Annotated in this window: 9 protein-coding genes; 2 read left to right on the top strand and 7 right to left on the bottom strand. The window is 62.5% G+C overall.

All coding sequences use genetic code 11. The features are described from left to right. Window positions 1-42: 42 nt before the first annotated feature. The 7 genes from ACXR0M_RS07040 to ACXR0M_RS07010 all read right to left on the bottom strand — a co-directional run bounded on the left by ACXR0M_RS07040 (window position 43) and on the right by ACXR0M_RS07010 (window position 7529). Window positions 43-1680, bottom strand: coding sequence for a BatD family protein (locus ACXR0M_RS07040; protein WP_458831187.1), 1638 nt, complete (start codon window positions 1678-1680; stop codon window positions 43-45). Then, a complete protein-coding gene (locus tag ACXR0M_RS07035; RefSeq protein WP_458831185.1) occupies window positions 1677-3413 on the bottom strand; it encodes a vWA domain-containing protein in 1737 nt (578 codons plus the stop codon). Before ACXR0M_RS07035 ends, ACXR0M_RS07040 begins: the two co-directional genes overlap by 4 nt. Further along, window positions 3410-4489 (bottom strand): vWA domain-containing protein, encoded by a 1080-nt coding sequence (locus tag ACXR0M_RS07030; protein WP_458831183.1) that lies wholly within the window; start codon window positions 4487-4489, stop codon window positions 3410-3412. Before ACXR0M_RS07030 ends, ACXR0M_RS07035 begins: the two co-directional genes overlap by 4 nt. Beyond that, on the bottom strand, window positions 4482-4979 hold the full coding sequence (locus ACXR0M_RS07025; protein WP_458831181.1) for a DUF4381 domain-containing protein: 498 nt from the start codon (window positions 4977-4979) through the stop codon (window positions 4482-4484). The genes ACXR0M_RS07030 and ACXR0M_RS07025 overlap by 8 nt, the downstream gene beginning before the upstream one ends. Then, window positions 4976-5920, bottom strand: coding sequence for a DUF58 domain-containing protein (locus tag ACXR0M_RS07020; RefSeq protein ID WP_458831180.1), 945 nt, complete (start codon window positions 5918-5920; stop codon window positions 4976-4978). The genes ACXR0M_RS07025 and ACXR0M_RS07020 overlap by 4 nt, the downstream gene beginning before the upstream one ends. Window positions 5921-5925: 5 nt before the next feature. After that, window positions 5926-6885: an AAA family ATPase gene (locus ACXR0M_RS07015; RefSeq protein WP_458831178.1), complete on the bottom strand. Its 960-nt coding sequence runs from the start codon at window positions 6883-6885 to the stop codon at window positions 5926-5928. 290 nt (window positions 6886-7175) lie between these two features. Beyond that, window positions 7176-7529: a hypothetical protein gene (locus ACXR0M_RS07010; RefSeq protein WP_458831176.1), complete on the bottom strand. Its 354-nt coding sequence runs from the start codon at window positions 7527-7529 to the stop codon at window positions 7176-7178. 258 nt (window positions 7530-7787) lie between these two features. Between ACXR0M_RS07010 and ACXR0M_RS07005 the strand changes: the two genes are divergently transcribed. Both ACXR0M_RS07005 and ACXR0M_RS07000 read left to right on the top strand, forming a co-directional pair. Next, window positions 7788-9281, top strand: coding sequence for a hypothetical protein (locus ACXR0M_RS07005; protein ID WP_458831174.1), 1494 nt, complete (start codon window positions 7788-7790; stop codon window positions 9279-9281). Between the two features lie 478 nt (window positions 9282-9759). After that, a complete protein-coding gene (locus tag ACXR0M_RS07000; protein ID WP_458831172.1) occupies window positions 9760-14655 on the top strand; it encodes an NAD-glutamate dehydrogenase in 4896 nt (1631 codons plus the stop codon). Window positions 14656-14834 lie beyond the last annotated feature (179 nt).

Raw genomic sequence — 14834 nt, 5'->3', positions numbered from 1 at the left:
GTCAAGTGTAGGAGCTGCCGAAGGCTGCGATCTTTTGATTTTTTACTTCGGATAAAGCGGCGGCAAGCCGCTGTCACCCAGCGGATCCTGAACCCGCTCCGCCGCCGGAATCACCCGTATCGCCCGCCACAAATCCTCACCCTGCCAATGCTGCCCGGTCTCGCTGTACAGCGCGCCGTTCAACCCATCCAGCGCATCAGACAGCGGCACAAACCGCGCCGCCATGTCCGCCAGGGTTTCCGGCTGCTGCCGCGCCCACGCATCCAGTGCCTGGCGCGTGGCTTGCGGGTCGTTGGCCTGGCAGGCGCGTTTGATGTCGTCCATCAAGGTGCGGGGGCTCGGGCCGGTTTGTGCGGCGCGCAGGATTGCCGGTTGCCAACGAGCGCGCCACCACAGGCCGAAGCCGAGCAGGGTGGTGCAGGCGAGGATCAGCGTGCTGAGTTTCCACCACCACAGCACGTCGTTATCGACGACGCCCGGTTGCAGGCTGCCGGCCGGGGTGTCGACTTGCAGGCTCGGGTTGTTCGCCACTTGCAGCGTGCGCGCCGGCAGGCTGGTGTGTTCCAGGTGATCTTCGAAGGTGTTCCACCAGATCACGTCGACGGTGGGCAATTCGATGTTGCCGCTGCGGCTTGGCACCAGTGCTTCGCGTTCTTCACGGCTGCCGATCAGACCGCGCTCGCCGCTCTGGTTGCTCAGCACCGGTTGATCCGGGTAGCGGCGCAGGCCGTTGGCCTCGGTGGCGGGCAGCGGCGGCAGTTGCGAGCTGGCCAAGCCTTCGACTTTCAGGGTCAGGCTGCGCGTCAGCGAGTCACCGACCTGGACGTGCTCCGGCTCCGGGCTCCAGCTTTCCGTGAGGCTCAGGCTGCGGGCCGGTAGCCACGGCGCATCGGCGGGGTAGGTCAGGGGTTTCGGTTTGACCGTCAGCGGAATCTCGGCGGAGTTGACCCGCAGCAGCTTGCCCGGTTTCGGTCCTTGCGCGCTCGCATCTTGCGCCGGTTGAGTGTCGACCAGCGTCGCGCTGAAGGTCTGCGGCGCGATCAGCAGCAGGCCGCTGTGTTGCGGGTAGATCGCATAGCGCATTTCGATCACGCCATGGCGCACGCCGTTAATGTCTTTCTCGTAGGTGCGTGTGTCGCCCAGTTGCTCGATCCGCGCATCGGCGATCAGCAGCGGGGTCAGGCTGCTGTCGTCGTACAGCGACACTGAATGGTAGATGCGCAGGGTCAGGATCGCCTGCGCCTGCACGTACACGCTGGATTGGTCGAGGCTGGCCTCGATGAACACCGGCGCCGGGTTGTTTTTTTCTTCGCGGGTATCGCTCTCGACCACTTGCACGGTGATCGGCTGGCTCTGTACGTCGCCCAGTTGCAGCGGCGGAATGACCACGCTGCCGTTTTCCTTGGGCAGCAGGGTGATGATCCAGCGCGTGGTGGCGCGGTTGTCGCCATTGAGCGTGTTCAGCTGGTTGACCTGACGCGTGCCGCGCACTTCGAACAGCGGTTCCAGCGGGGTCAGGTCGGGTTTCCCGAACTGGGTGACATCGTCGGATTCGAGGGTGAGTTCGACCGTCTCGCCGGAGTTCAGGCGACTGCGATCCACGCTGGCGGTCAGCTCGGCCGCCTGGGCGGTGGCCGTGCAGATCAGCAGGGGCAGGAACAGAGCGGTGAAACGGGTCATCGAGTGTTTTCCTGATCCTGATGTTGTTGCTGTTCGTACCAGAATTTACGGCGCAGCAATTCTCCGGGATTGTCGGGAATCTTGCCCAGCCATTGTTCCAGTGCCTGCCGTTGCTCGGCTTCGAGGTTGTCCTCACTCGGACGCAGCGTTGGCACGGTGTCGGTGTCTTCCGCTTCATCAAGCCCCGGGACTTCGTTGGGGCCTGGCTGCGGCGGGGTGCTCGGCGGCGGTTCGCTGGCTGACTCGGCCGGATGCGCCTCGCTCTGGCTTTCACTGCTGACCGCCGGTGGCGGCGCGGCGGCCGGCGGCGGTTCATCGCCGGGCAGGCTCTGCTCGTCAGGCTGCTTTTGCGGCTCGGCGGCCGGCGGGGTGTTTTTCTGCTTCAGCAGATTTTCCACCAGCGCCTTGTTGGTCAGCGCCGGGCGCAGATCCGGTTGCAGTTCCAGCGCCTGCTCATAAGCATCGATCGCGGCTTCCAGCGCACCACTTTTTGCCAGGGCGTTGCCACGATTGTAGTGGGCGCGGGCATCGCTGCCTTCGGCGAAACGCTCAGCGGCGCCACTGTAATCGCCGGCCTCGTACAACGCCACCCCTTGCCACTGGTGATCTTCGAAGTGCTCGGCAGCCTCGGCCGGGCGTTTCTGCTTGAGCAGGTGCACGCCTCGCTGGTCGGGGCGCAGCCACAGGTCTTCAAAGTCAAACGCGTAGCTCGGCTGCGGCAGGCATAGCAGCAGTGGCAGACAGAGCAACCAGCCACGGCGCCCGGCGCAAGCGGCAAGCAGCAACAGCGGCAACAACAGCCAGTAACCCTGATCGGCCCAGGTGTCGAGGCGTACGGTCTGGCCATCGTTGCGCAGACTGCGTGGGCCGTTGAGCAGGCCGAGCGCACCAAGATCCGCCTCATCGAGGCGGGCAGGGTGGTATTCGCCGCCGACACTGGCGAGGAAGGCGCCGAGGCTCGGGCTGTCGAGTTGCGGCACGCGGATCGCACCTTGTTCGTCCTTGAGGAAGCTGCCGTCCTCCTGGGCAATCGGCGCACCTTCGGCGGTGCCGACGCCGAGCATCAGCAGTTGCGCCGATTGCTCGCCGAGGGCGCGGCGAATGCCTTGGCGTTCGTCTTCGCTCAACGAGGAGCCGATCAGCAGAATCCGCCCCTGGCCGAGCGCGCCTTGCTTGAGCAGCGCCAGTGCCTTGCGCACACCGAGGTCGGCGCGATGGCCGCTTTCCGGCATCAGCGACGGCTTGAGCGCGTCGAGCAGATTGCGACTGGTCGCCAGGTCATCCGACAGCGGCACCAGCGTGTGCGCGCTGCCGGCGTAGACGACGATCGCCGTCTGCGCATCGCTGCGCGCCTGCAACAGGTCGAACAGCTTGCGCCGGGCTTGCTCCAGGCGAGTGGGCGGTGAGTCGGTGGCGAGCATTTCCGGGGTCAGTTCCAGCACCACCACCAGCGGATCGGCCGGTTTCTGGCTGGTCTGTTCGACCCGCTCCCAGCTCGGTCCGAGTAGCGCGACCAGAGTCAGCAACCACGCAACACCGAGGGCGACCCACGGCAGCTTGCTGTCGCGGCCATTGCCACCGCTGAGCAGCGTCGCGTGGAACGCCGGCGGCAGAATCATCTGCCAGCGCCCGGCGCGTTTCTGCCGGTGCCAGAGTTGCCAGAGCAGCCAGCCGAGCAGCGGCAGCAGCAACAGCCACCACGGGCGGAACCAGTGCGGCCACAGCGCGATCATCGGCGCCTCCGCAGACGCAGGCGTTGCAGACGCGCGCGCCAGTCAGGCAACGGACTTTGCAGATACAGCTCCTTGGTGAACAGGCGTTGCAGCGGATTGTCCGGCCACAAATCCCGCGCGACCAGCAACAGGCTCAGCAGCAGGGCCAGTGCCAGCGGCCACTGATACAAGGCTTGCGCCGGCCGCGCCTGGGTCGGCTGCTGGGTCACCGGTTCGAGTTGATCGAGGGTGTCCTTGATCGCCTGCAGCTCCTTGCCGTCGTGGGCGCGGAAGTATTGGCCACCGGTGGCTGCGGCGATTGCCTTGAGTGCCGGTTCGTCGAGGTCGAGGCTCGGATTGACCCCGAGCAGGCCGGTGCTGCCGCTGGCTTCAGGATCCGCACCAATGCCGATCGGGTAGATTTTCACCCCTTCACTGGCGGCCAGTCTGGAGGCGGTCAGCGGATCGATTTCACCGCCGTTGTTGGCGCCGTCGGTGACCAGAATCAACACCCGGCTTTGCGCCGGACGCATGCGCAGGCGTTTCAGTGCCAGGCCTATGGCGTCGCCAATCGCGGTGTTCTTGCCGGCGATGCCGATGCGCGCTTCGTCGAGCCAGACGCGTACGGTGTGGCGGTCGAAGGTCAGCGGCGCCTGCAGATAGGCCTGACTGCCGAACAGGATCAGACCGACCCGGTCGCCATCACGGCTTTCGAGAAAGTCACCCAGCAGGTGCTGAACCAGCGACAAGCGGCTGACATCTTCGTCCTGCCACTGCATGTCGGGGAAATCCATCGAGCCGGACACGTCCACCGCCACCAGCAGATCGCGGCCGCTGGCAGCAATCGGCAACGGTTCGCCGAGCCATTGCGGGCGGGCGGCGGCGCTCAGCAGCAACAGCCACAGCAGCAAAAACGGTGCTTGCTGCCGCCACGCCGGCAGGTTGGCCCGCGCCCGGCGCCGCGCGAGGCCTTCGAGGTCGGCGAGAAAACTCACGCGCAACGCCGGCTCGCCGCTGTCGGCCACCGGCAGCAGCAGGCGCATCAGCCACGGCAGCGGCAGCAGCGCAAAGATCCACGGCCAGGCGAACTCAAACATGTTTGCGAATCCAGATTTCAACGGCCTGGGTCAGGCCGGCGATGGCTTTGTCGTCGAGTTTGCATTCGGGTTTGTAGGCGCCTTCGACCAGCACCATCCAGCGCGTCAGGCCGGCGGCCGGGCACCGGTTGTCGAGAAACGCCAGCCACTTGCGACCATTGAGCGTATGGCTCTGGCTGTAGGGATAGTGGTTGCGGCACAGGCGTTTGAGCAGGCCGTTGAGCTGTTGCAGCCAGGCCCCGGCCGGTGCGCCGTCGTAGGGTTTGGGCATTTGCGCCAGTTCCGCCAGCGCGGCGATGCGCAGCGGATCCAGCGGCTGTTCGGCGCGCACCAGCGGACGCTTTCTGATCGGCATAAAACGGCGCAAGCGCCACACGCCGAAGCCGAGCAGCGGCAGCAATAACAACAGCAACCACCAACCCGGCGCTGGCGGCCAGAAGTCGATCGGCGGCGGCGAGATCAGCGGCTGCAATTGCTCGAGGCCGTTCATCGACTGCTCCCCGGGCGCTGCGGATTAAGGAACTCGCGCATCTGCTCGACCATTTCGCTCTGCGTGCTCAACGGCATCAACAGCACCCGCAGCTTTTGCGCGAGCAATTCCCAGCGGGCGATGCGCGCTTCGGCCTGGGCGCGATAGGTCTGGCGCAGCTCGAAATTCAGCGTGTCGAGTTCCAACTGCGCGCCGCGTTCGGCGAACCGTAACAGGCCGGCGGCGGGCAGTGCGTGGTCCAGCGGATCGGACAGCGGCAACAGCAACAGATCGCAATGACGCGAGAGCAGGCTCAGTTGCTGCTCGGCACTGTCGGACAGCGCGCGCTCATCGCAGATCACGATCACCAGACTGCCCGGACGCAACACTTCACGGGCCCGGCGCAACGCCACGCCGAGGCCGTCACGGTCCGCTTCGCGCTCGCTGTGCAGCGACTGATTGACCTTGACCAGCCGGTTGAGCAACTGCAACAGGCTCTGCTTGCTGCGGCGCGGCTTGATTTCGTAATGCTCGTTGTCGCCGAACACCAGCCCGCCAACCCGGTCGTTATGGCCCAGCGCGGCCCAGCCGATCAGGGCCGCCGCTTGCGCCGCGAGCACCGACTTGAACATCAGCCCCGAGCCGAAAAACAGCCGGGTGCTTTGCTCGACCATGATGAAAATCGGTCGCTCGCGTTCTTCATGGAACAGCTTGGTGTGCGGCTCCTGGGTACGCGCGGTCACGCGCCAGTCGATGGTGCGCACGTCGTCGCCGGCCTGATAGACCCGTACCTGATCGAAGTCGACCCCGCGCCCACGAAATTTCGAATGATGCAGGCCGACCAGCGGGCTGCGCTGGCTCGGCGTGGAAAACAGCTGCACTTCGCGCACACGGTGACGCATCTCGATCAGGTCGGTAAGACTGATGCGGATGCCCGCTTCGGACGGCAGAGGGGTGTTCATGGGGGTCAAGCGACGGCGACGACGTCGAGAATGCGCTGTACCACGCGATCCTGATCGATGCCGGCGGCTTCCGCTTCAAACGACAGAATAATGCGATGGCGCAACACGTCGAACAACACCGCCTGAATGTCTTCCGGGCTGACGAAGTCGCGTCCGGCCAGCCACGCATGGGCGCGGGCGCAGCGGTCAAGGGCGATCGAGCCGCGCGGACTGGCGCCATAGGCGATCCACTCGGCCATTTCCGGGTCGAACTTGGCCGGCGTGCGCGTGGCCATGACCAGTTGCACCAGGTACTCCTCCACGGCGTCGGCCATGTACAGACCGAGGATTTCCTTGCGCGCGGCGAAGATCGCCTGCTGGCTGACCCGGCGCTCGGGCTTGGTCTCGCCATTCAGCGCTTCGCCACGGGCCTGCTGGAGGATGCGGCGTTCGACGGCGGCATCCGGGAAACCGATTTTGACATGCATCAGGAAACGGTCGAGCTGCGCTTCCGGCAGCGGATAGGTGCCTTCCTGCTCGATCGGGTTCTGCGTGGCCATCACCAGAAACAGCGGCGACAGCTCATAGGTGCTGCGCCCGACGCTGACCTGACGCTCGGCCATGGCTTCGAGCAGCGCCGATTGCACCTTGGCCGGGGCGCGGTTGATTTCGTCCGCCAGCACCAAGTTGTGGAAGATCGGCCCTTGCTGGAACACGAAACTGCCGGTTTCCGGGCGATAGATTTCCGTGCCGGTGATGTCGGCCGGCAGCAGGTCGGGGGTGAACTGGATGCGATGGAACTGGGCTTCGATGCCCTCGGCGAGCTCTTTGATCGCTTTGGTCTTGGCCAGACCCGGAGCGCCTTCGACCAGTAGATGGCCGTCGGCGAGCAGGGCGATGAGCAGGCGCTCGATGAGTTTTTCCTGGCCGAGAATCTGCGTTGAAAGAAAGGTTCGCAGCGCCAGCAGCGCTTCACGATGTTCCATCGGTGACTGTTCCTGGAAAGGGTGGCCGCAGGCGTTCGGATAACGCCGTGGCTGGGGGGGTTACTTTAATCCATCGAGGGGGGTGGCGACTAACGGCATTTTGCGCAAAGTGCGGGAAATGACTGGGGCAATTGTTGGAGTTTTGTAGTGGGCGAGTGTTGTGGTGGCAGTTCCGGCCTCATCGCTGGCAAGCCAGCTCCCACAGTAACCAATGTGTTGTACAAATTGCATGCACAACGGAGAACCCTGTGGGAGCTGGCTTGCCAGCGATGAGGCCAGCCCGGACAACATCAAATCTCGCTGATGAAAGTGCCAGTCCCATCCAGAATATTCTTCAACGTCTCGACCACCTCATCCAGATCCACCATGTCCGGATTGAAGCTGATCTCCAGCACATCATCCCCGTTCAACGCATCGGCATCCGCCGCCGCGATCTCGATCTTCAGCAGGGTCTTGCTCAGGGTGACTTTGACCCCGTCCAGCGTCGATGGCTCGCCATCCAGGGTGATCTCCAGCTCATCCTCGTCCGGATAGCGGCTCATCAGGAACATGTCGCCCTTGTCACTGTGGCAGCAAAGCATGGCCATGTTGTCTTCTTCGTCGTCGCACGGGTTGACGATCAGTAGGGCGGTGGTCATTTGCATGGGGAATTCCTGGCCAGCGGGCGCTAAGGGCAATCGAAAGCGCGATTTTGCCAGCCTTGGCGGATTTGCGCTGCTGTCTTGCGCGGACAAGGCTGTTTCAAGGGCGATTTGGTCCTATTGGTCTGGGTAATAACGCAGCGTTTTGGAATTGGCAAAACCAATGATGTAGGAAAATTCCCGCCGTTGAATCCGGCGTAACGGACTGAAATTTCCGACCACTGTGCAGGAAGATTTACCAGTCGGCTATTTTCGTACGTTGTGGGTCTTTTCGCTTGTTTTGCCGGCACGATTGCCATTAGTTTGGCCACTCGAACGCAAGGGAGTGCGTCAACATTGACTGAAAAAAGGACCTTTCCCATGCACAAATATTTCGAACGCGCTGAGGCCATTGCGCATTTGTCCGACGAGCAGGTCGAGCAGCTTTACCAGCGTTATCTGGACGGGGAAAAAAGCGCTGCGCTTTTGCTCGAATATCAAATCCCTGCCACGGTGCGCAGCTTGCTCAAGGTCTTGCCGCCCATCATCAGTCCAGACCTGAGGTGTCCTTACTGCGATCTGCCCATGTGGGTGCGTCGGCATGCCCGGGGCACGCCGGTTTCGCAGCGCCAGCCGTTCAAATGTGTGCGGTGCGAGCATCGCTATGCGGCGTCGGCGCGTCATGGTCGGCGCGCTGTCTGCAATTGCCAGGCCTGCTTCAGGGTGGAGCAGCAACAGCGGGCGGCGCAGGCCGCACGTGACCGCTTCGAACTTGAGTCGCGCTACGGCACGCCCCCGCCAGCGGTGCCTTATACCGCTTTGGGATTTGTGCAGAAGTTGACGCTGCTGGCCTTGCTCGAGGACGGCAGCGGCGGCCATGCCGAATGGATCGCGCCGTTGCGCGCGCCTTCGCGCAGCGAGCCTCTCGCATTGACCACCGAGGCCAGTGAGGACAGGTTGAAGAGCCTCTACGAAGCCGGAGTGTTAACGGTCGAGACCAGTTCTGACATCAGGGCGTTCGACCGTGCCGAGGGTTGCAGTATCAGCGACTACTCTGCAGTGCGCTGGCAGCCCAATGTCGCGCTTGGCGGTGCGGCGCGCTGCAACCGGGAAAGCCTGTATCTGGCGCTCTATCAGGAATTGTCCGGCGACATCAAGGCGGCCTGGAAGAGTGAGCTTTACGGGTTGATCTTCGATCTGGCCCGGGAGGAATCGCTGCAATACATCCGCGTGCTGGCCAATGAAGTCAGTTTTACCTTCACGGCAGAAGCCCGCGCTGAAACGGTAGTGAGTCAACTCCTGCAGGATTTTTCCGTGAGCCAGCTCTACTACTTCGCCCGGCTGGCGGTAAAAAATGCTGCGCACTTCTACGCCACCGGCAACTCCAAAGGACGCAATCACGCCTCCAACACCATCCCGCGCAACATGCTCGGAACCGCTCAGGATGCCTTGGCACGCAGCTGGCGCAAGAATTCCCATCGCGATTCGCGAGTGCCGCAAACAGCGTTGCAACGGGTGTTGTACGACGTCGTGCTCAAGGACAGCGGTGCCGGTTTCGGCAAATCTCCAGGGCTGTACTGGCGCGATGAACTGGTGCCGCAGTTCTTTTCCGCAGCGGCGTTCGACAGTGATCTGCTCGGCAATTTTCGGCTTTTTTGCCGCGAGTGCGATTCGGGCAATATCGACGCCAGCATGGACAAGCAGATTCTCAGGACGATGTGCTACGACTGCGCCACCATCAGCAAATTCAGGGCTTACGAGGAGTTGCCGGACTGATCCGGATCAATCATCGAGCACGCCGCCAATGCCACGCTCAGGGCCGATTAACGTCCCTGGGCGTTTTCGTTTCCGGATATGTAGCGCCACGAAGGCTGCTTCTGGCACGGAAGTCCCGTGAAACCGGGCATTCAAGCCGCCGTTTTCCGCCACGGCTGCTAGTGTTTACCGGTGCCAGACCCCGGGTTTACGTGCCAATGACCGAATATGTCGCAGCACCGCAAGCAGACACATTGTCGCACCCATTAAGCTGCGCAACGGATGAGCACCCGTAAAGGCATTGTCGGCAGTCCCGCAGTCGTTTTTGCAGATGCTCATTCAATGGAAGGTGAATGTGACCTGAGTGTCCCGTCCAGCTTCACCCACCTGTCACCCTGTTTCCTCTGCCCGAGAATCAGGAACAGGGCGACACAGGCCCCGAGAGGGGTGTTGCACGCGACGCTTTCCATCAATAACAAGCTTAAGCGGAGTACCACAGATGGCGTTCTTCACCGCAGCCAGCAAAGCCGACTTCCAGCACCAACTGCAAGCGGCACTGGCGCAGCACATCAGTGAACAGGCACTGCCACAAGTGGCGCTGTTCGCTGAACAATTCTTCGGCATCATTTCTCTGGACGAGCTGACTCAACGTCGCCTCTCCGACCTCGCTGGCTGTACTCTTTCCGCGTGGCGCCTGCTTGAGCGCTTCGATCACGCGCAACCGCAAGTGCGCGTCTACAACCCCGATTACGAACGTCATGGCTGGCAGTCGACCCACACCGCGGTCGAAGTGCTGCACCATGACCTGCCGTTCCTGGTCGACTCGGTCCGCACCGAGCTGAACCGTCGCGGCTACAGCATCCACACCCTGCAAACCACCGTGCTCAGCGTACGCCGTGGCAGCAAGGGCGAACTGCTGGAAATCCTGCCAAAAGGCAGCACCGGCGAAGGCGTGCTGCACGAGTCGCTGATGTACCTGGAAATCGACCGCTGCGCCAACGCGGCCGAGCTGACCGTGCTGAGCAAAGAGCTGGAGCAGGTGCTTGGCGAAGTGCGCGTCGCGGTCGCTGATTTCGAGCCGATGAAGGCCAAGGTGCAGGAAATCCTCACCAAGCTCGACCACAGCGCATTCGCCGTCGATGCCGACGAAAAGAGCGAAATCAAAAGCTTCCTGGAATGGCTGGTGGGCAACCACTTCACCTTCCTCGGCTACGAAGAGTTCACCGTGGTCGATCAGGCCGATGGCGGCCACATCGAGTACGACCAGAATTCCTTCCTCGGTCTGACCAAGCTACTGCGCACCGGCCTGACCAACGAAGACCGGCACATCGAAGACTACGCGGTGAACTACCTGCGCGAACCGACCCTGCTGTCGTTCGCCAAGGCTGCGCACCCGAGCCGTGTGCACCGTCCGGCTTACCCGGACTACGTGTCGATCCGTGAAATCGACGCCGACGGCAAAGTCATCAAGGAACACCGCTTCATGGGCCTGTACACCTCCTCGGTGTATGGCGAGAGCGTGCGGGTCATCCCGTTCATCCGGCGCAAGGTCGAGGAAATCGAGCGTCGCTCCGGCTTCCAGTCCAAGGCTCACCTGGGCAAGGAACTGGCGCAGGTCCTCGAAGTGTTGCCGCGTGACGACCTGTTCCAGACCCCGGTCGACGAACTGTTCACCACCGTGATGTCGATCGTGCAGATCCAGGAGCGCAACAAGATCCGCGTGTTCCTGCGCAAAGACCCGTACGGTCGTTTCTGCTACTGCCTGGCCTACGTGCCGCGCGACATCTATTCCACCGAAGTGCGGCAGAAGATCCAGCAAGTCCTGATGGAGCGCCTGAAGGCCACCGACTGCGAGTTCTGGACGTTCTTCTCCGAGTCCGTGCTGGCCCGCGTGCAGCTGATCCTGCGCGTCGATCCGAAGAACCGCATCGACATCGACCCGCTGCTGCTGGAAAAAGAAGTGGTGCAGGCCTGCCGCAGCTGGCAGGACGACTACGCCGCGCTGACCGTCGAAAGCTTCGGCGAAGCCCACGGCACCAACGTGCTGGCGGATTTCCCGAAAGGCTTCCCGGCCGGCTACCGCGAGCGTTTCGCTGCGCATTCGGCCGTGGTCGACATGCAGCACCTGCTGAGCCTCAACGAAAAAAATCCGCTGGTGATGAGCTTCTATCAGCCGCTTGGTCAGGTCTCAGGCCAGCGCGAGCTGCATTGCAAGCTGTACCACGCCGACACCCCGCTGGCGCTGTCCGACGTCTTGCCGATTCTGGAAAACCTCGGCCTGCGCGTACTGGGTGAATTCCCGTACCGCCTGCGTCACACCAATGGCCGCGAGTTCTGGATTCACGACTTCGCGTTCACCGCCGCCGAAGGCCTGGACCTCGACATCCAGCAGCTCAACGACACCCTGCAGGACGCGTTCGTGCACATCGTGCGTGGCGATGCCGAAAACGATGCGTTCAACCGTCTGGTGCTGACCGCCGGTCTGCCATGGCGCGACGTGGCGCTGCTGCGTGCTTACGCGCGTTACCTGAAGCAGATTCGTCTGGGCTTCGACCTGGGTTACATCGCCAGCACCCTGAACAACCACACCGACATCGCGCGCGAGTTGACCCGGTTGTTCAAGACCCGTTTCTACCTGGCACGCAAGCTGGGCAGCGACGATCTGGAAGACAAGCAACAACGTCTGGAACAGGCGATTCTGACCGCACTGGACGACGTTCAGGTGCTCAACGAAGACCGCATCCTGCGTCGTTACCTGGACCTGATCAAAGCCACTCTGCGTACCAACTTCTACCAGACTGACGCCAACGGCCAGAACAAGTCGTACTTCAGCTTCAAGTTCAACCCGCACGCGATTCCGGAGCTGCCGAAGCCGGTACCGAAGTTCGAAATCTTCGTTTACTCGCCACGCGTCGAAGGCGTGCACCTGCGCTTCGGCAACGTTGCTCGTGGTGGTCTGCGCTGGTCCGACCGTGAAGAAGACTTCCGTACCGAAGTCCTCGGCCTGGTAAAAGCCCAGCAAGTGAAGAACTCGGTCATCGTGCCGGTGGGTGCGAAGGGCGGCTTCCTGCCGCGTCGCCTGCCATTGGGCGGCAGCCGTGACGAGATCGCGGCCGAGGGCATCGCCTGCTACCGCATCTTCATTTCCGGTCTGCTGGACATCACCGACAACCTGAAAGACGGCGCGCTGGTACCGCCGGCCAACGTCGTGCGGCATGACGACGATGACCCGTACCTGGTCGTCGCGGCGGACAAGGGCACTGCCACCTTCTCCGACATCGCCAACGGCATCGCCATCGACTACGGCTTCTGGCTGGGCGACGCATTTGCCTCCGGTGGTTCCGCCGGTTACGACCACAAGAAAATGGGCATCACCGCCAAGGGCGCGTGGGTCGGCGTACAGCGCCACTTCCGCGAGCGCGGCATCAATGTCCAGGAAGACAGCATCACCGTGGTTGGCGTGGGTGACATGGCCGGTGACGTGTTCGGTAACGGCCTGTTGATGTCCGACAAGCTGCAACTGGTCGCGGCCTTCAACCACATGCACATCTTCATCGACCCGAACCCGAACCCGGCGACCAGCTTCGCCGAGCGTCAGCGCATGTTCGACCTGCCGCGTTCGGCCTGGACCGACTACGACACCAGCATCATGTCCGAAGGCGGCGGCATCTTCTCGCGCAGCGCGAAGAGCATCGCCATCTCGCCGCAGATGAAAGAGCGCTTCGACATCAAGGCCGACAAACTGACCCCGACCGAACTGCTGAACGCCTTGCTCAAGGCGCCGGTGGATCTGCTGTGGAACGGCGGTATCGGTACTTATGTGAAAGCCAGCAGCGAAAGCCACGCCGATGTCGGCGACAAGGCCAACGATGCACTGCGCGTCAACGGTAACGAGCTGCGCTGCAAGGTAGTGGGCGAGGGCGGTAACCTCGGCATGACCCAACTGGGTCGGGTGGAATTCGGTCTCAATGGCGGCGGTTCCAACACCGACTTCATCGACAACGCCGGTGGCGTGGACTGCTCCGACCACGAAGTAAACATCAAGATCCTGCTGAACGAAGTGGTTCAGGCCGGCGACATGACCGACAAGCAACGCAACCAGTTGCTGGCGAGCATGACCGACGAAGTCGGCAATCTGGTGCTGGGCAACAACTACAAGCAGACCCAGGCCCTGTCCCTGGCGGCGCGTCGTGCCTACGAACGCATTGCCGAGTACAAGCGTCTGATGAGCGATCTGGAAGGCCGGGGCAAGCTGGACCGTGCCATCGAGTTCCTGCCAACCGAAGAGCAGATCAACGAGCGCGTTGCGGCAGGCCATGGCCTGACCCGTCCGGAGCTGTCGGTACTGATCTCGTACAGCAAGATCGACCTCAAGGAACAACTGCTGGGTTCGCTGGTGCCGGACGACGACTACCTGACCCGCGACATGGAAACGGCGTTCCCGCCGACCCTGGTCAGCAAGTTCTCCGACGCCATGCGTCGTCACCGTCTGAAGCGCGAGATCGTCAGCACGCAGATCGCCAACGATCTTGTCAACCACATGGGCATCACCTTCGTGCAGCGACTCAAAGAGTCGACCGGCATGAGCCCGGCGAACGTGGCCGGTGCCTACGTGATCGTGCGCGACATCTTCCACCTCCCGCACTGGTTCCGTCAGATCGAAGCGCTGGACTATCAGGTCTCCGCTGACGTGCAGCTGGAGCTGATGGACGAGCTGATGCGTCTGGGCCGCCGCGCTACGCGCTGGTTCCTGCGTGCCCGTCGCAACGAGCAGAACGCTGCCCGTGACGTCGCGCACTTCGGTCCGCACCTGAAGGAGCTGGGCCTGAAACTGGACGAACTGCTGAGCGGCGAAATCCGCGAAAACTGGCAGGCGCGTTATCAGGCTTACGTCGCTGCCGGTGTTCCGGAACTGCTGGCGCGTATGGTGGCGGGTACCTCGCACCTGTACACCCTGCTGCCGATCATCGAAGCGTCCGACGTGACTGGCCAGGACCCGGCCGAAGTGGCCAAGGCCTACTTCGCCGTGGGCAGCGCGCTGGACATCACCTGGTACCTGCAACAGATCAGCGCACTGCCGGTTGAAAACAACTGGCAGGCCCTGGCCCGTGAAGCGTTCCGTGATGACGTCGACTGGCAGCAACGGGCGATCACCATCTCCGTCCTGCAACAGGGCGACGGCACCCAGGACGTGGAAGCACGCCTGGCGCTGTGGATGGCGCAGCACGAAAGCATGATCTCGCGCTGGCGCGCCATGCTGGTGGAAATCCGTGCCGCGAGCGGTACCGACTACGCCATGTACGCGGTGGCCAACCGTGAACTGCTGGACCTGGCGTTGAGCGGGCAAGCGATCGTGCCTGCGGCGACTGCGAATGCCGAGCTTGAACTGGCGTAAGTAGTACTGAATGAAAAAGCCCCTGCATCGCGAGATGCCGGGGCTTTTTTACATCCGAGATTTTCATTGATCCCTGTAGGAGCTGCCGAAGGCTGCGATCTTTTGATCTTGTTTTTAAAGATCAAGATCAAAAGATCGCAGCCTTCGGCAGCTCCTACACGAATTGCGCATCACCACAA

This window comes from Pseudomonas sp. Eth.TT006 (assembly GCF_054456575.1).
The sequence above is the reverse complement of the archived record's forward strand: the minus strand, read 5'-3'. Positions and strand labels throughout refer to the sequence as shown.

Excerpts from the sequence above, each read along its gene's own strand:
- ACXR0M_RS07040 (WP_458831187.1), bottom strand. The coding sequence starts at position 1,680 with ATGACCCGTTTCACCGCTCTGTTCCTGCCCCTGCTGATCTGCACGGCC.
- ACXR0M_RS07035 (WP_458831185.1), bottom strand. The coding sequence starts at position 3,413 with ATGATCGCGCTGTGGCCGCACTGGTTCCGCCCGTGGTGGCTGTTGCTG.
- ACXR0M_RS07030 (WP_458831183.1), bottom strand. The coding sequence starts at position 4,489 with ATGTTTGAGTTCGCCTGGCCGTGGATCTTTGCGCTGCTGCCGCTGCCG.
- ACXR0M_RS07025 (WP_458831181.1), bottom strand. The coding sequence starts at position 4,979 with ATGAACGGCCTCGAGCAATTGCAGCCGCTGATCTCGCCGCCGCCGATC.
- ACXR0M_RS07020 (WP_458831180.1), bottom strand. The coding sequence starts at position 5,920 with ATGAACACCCCTCTGCCGTCCGAAGCGGGCATCCGCATCAGTCTTACC.
- ACXR0M_RS07015 (WP_458831178.1), bottom strand. The coding sequence starts at position 6,885 with ATGGAACATCGTGAAGCGCTGCTGGCGCTGCGAACCTTTCTTTCAACG.
- ACXR0M_RS07010 (WP_458831176.1), bottom strand. The coding sequence starts at position 7,529 with ATGCAAATGACCACCGCCCTACTGATCGTCAACCCGTGCGACGACGAA.
- ACXR0M_RS07000 (WP_458831172.1), top strand. The coding sequence starts at position 9,760 with ATGGCGTTCTTCACCGCAGCCAGCAAAGCCGACTTCCAGCACCAACTG.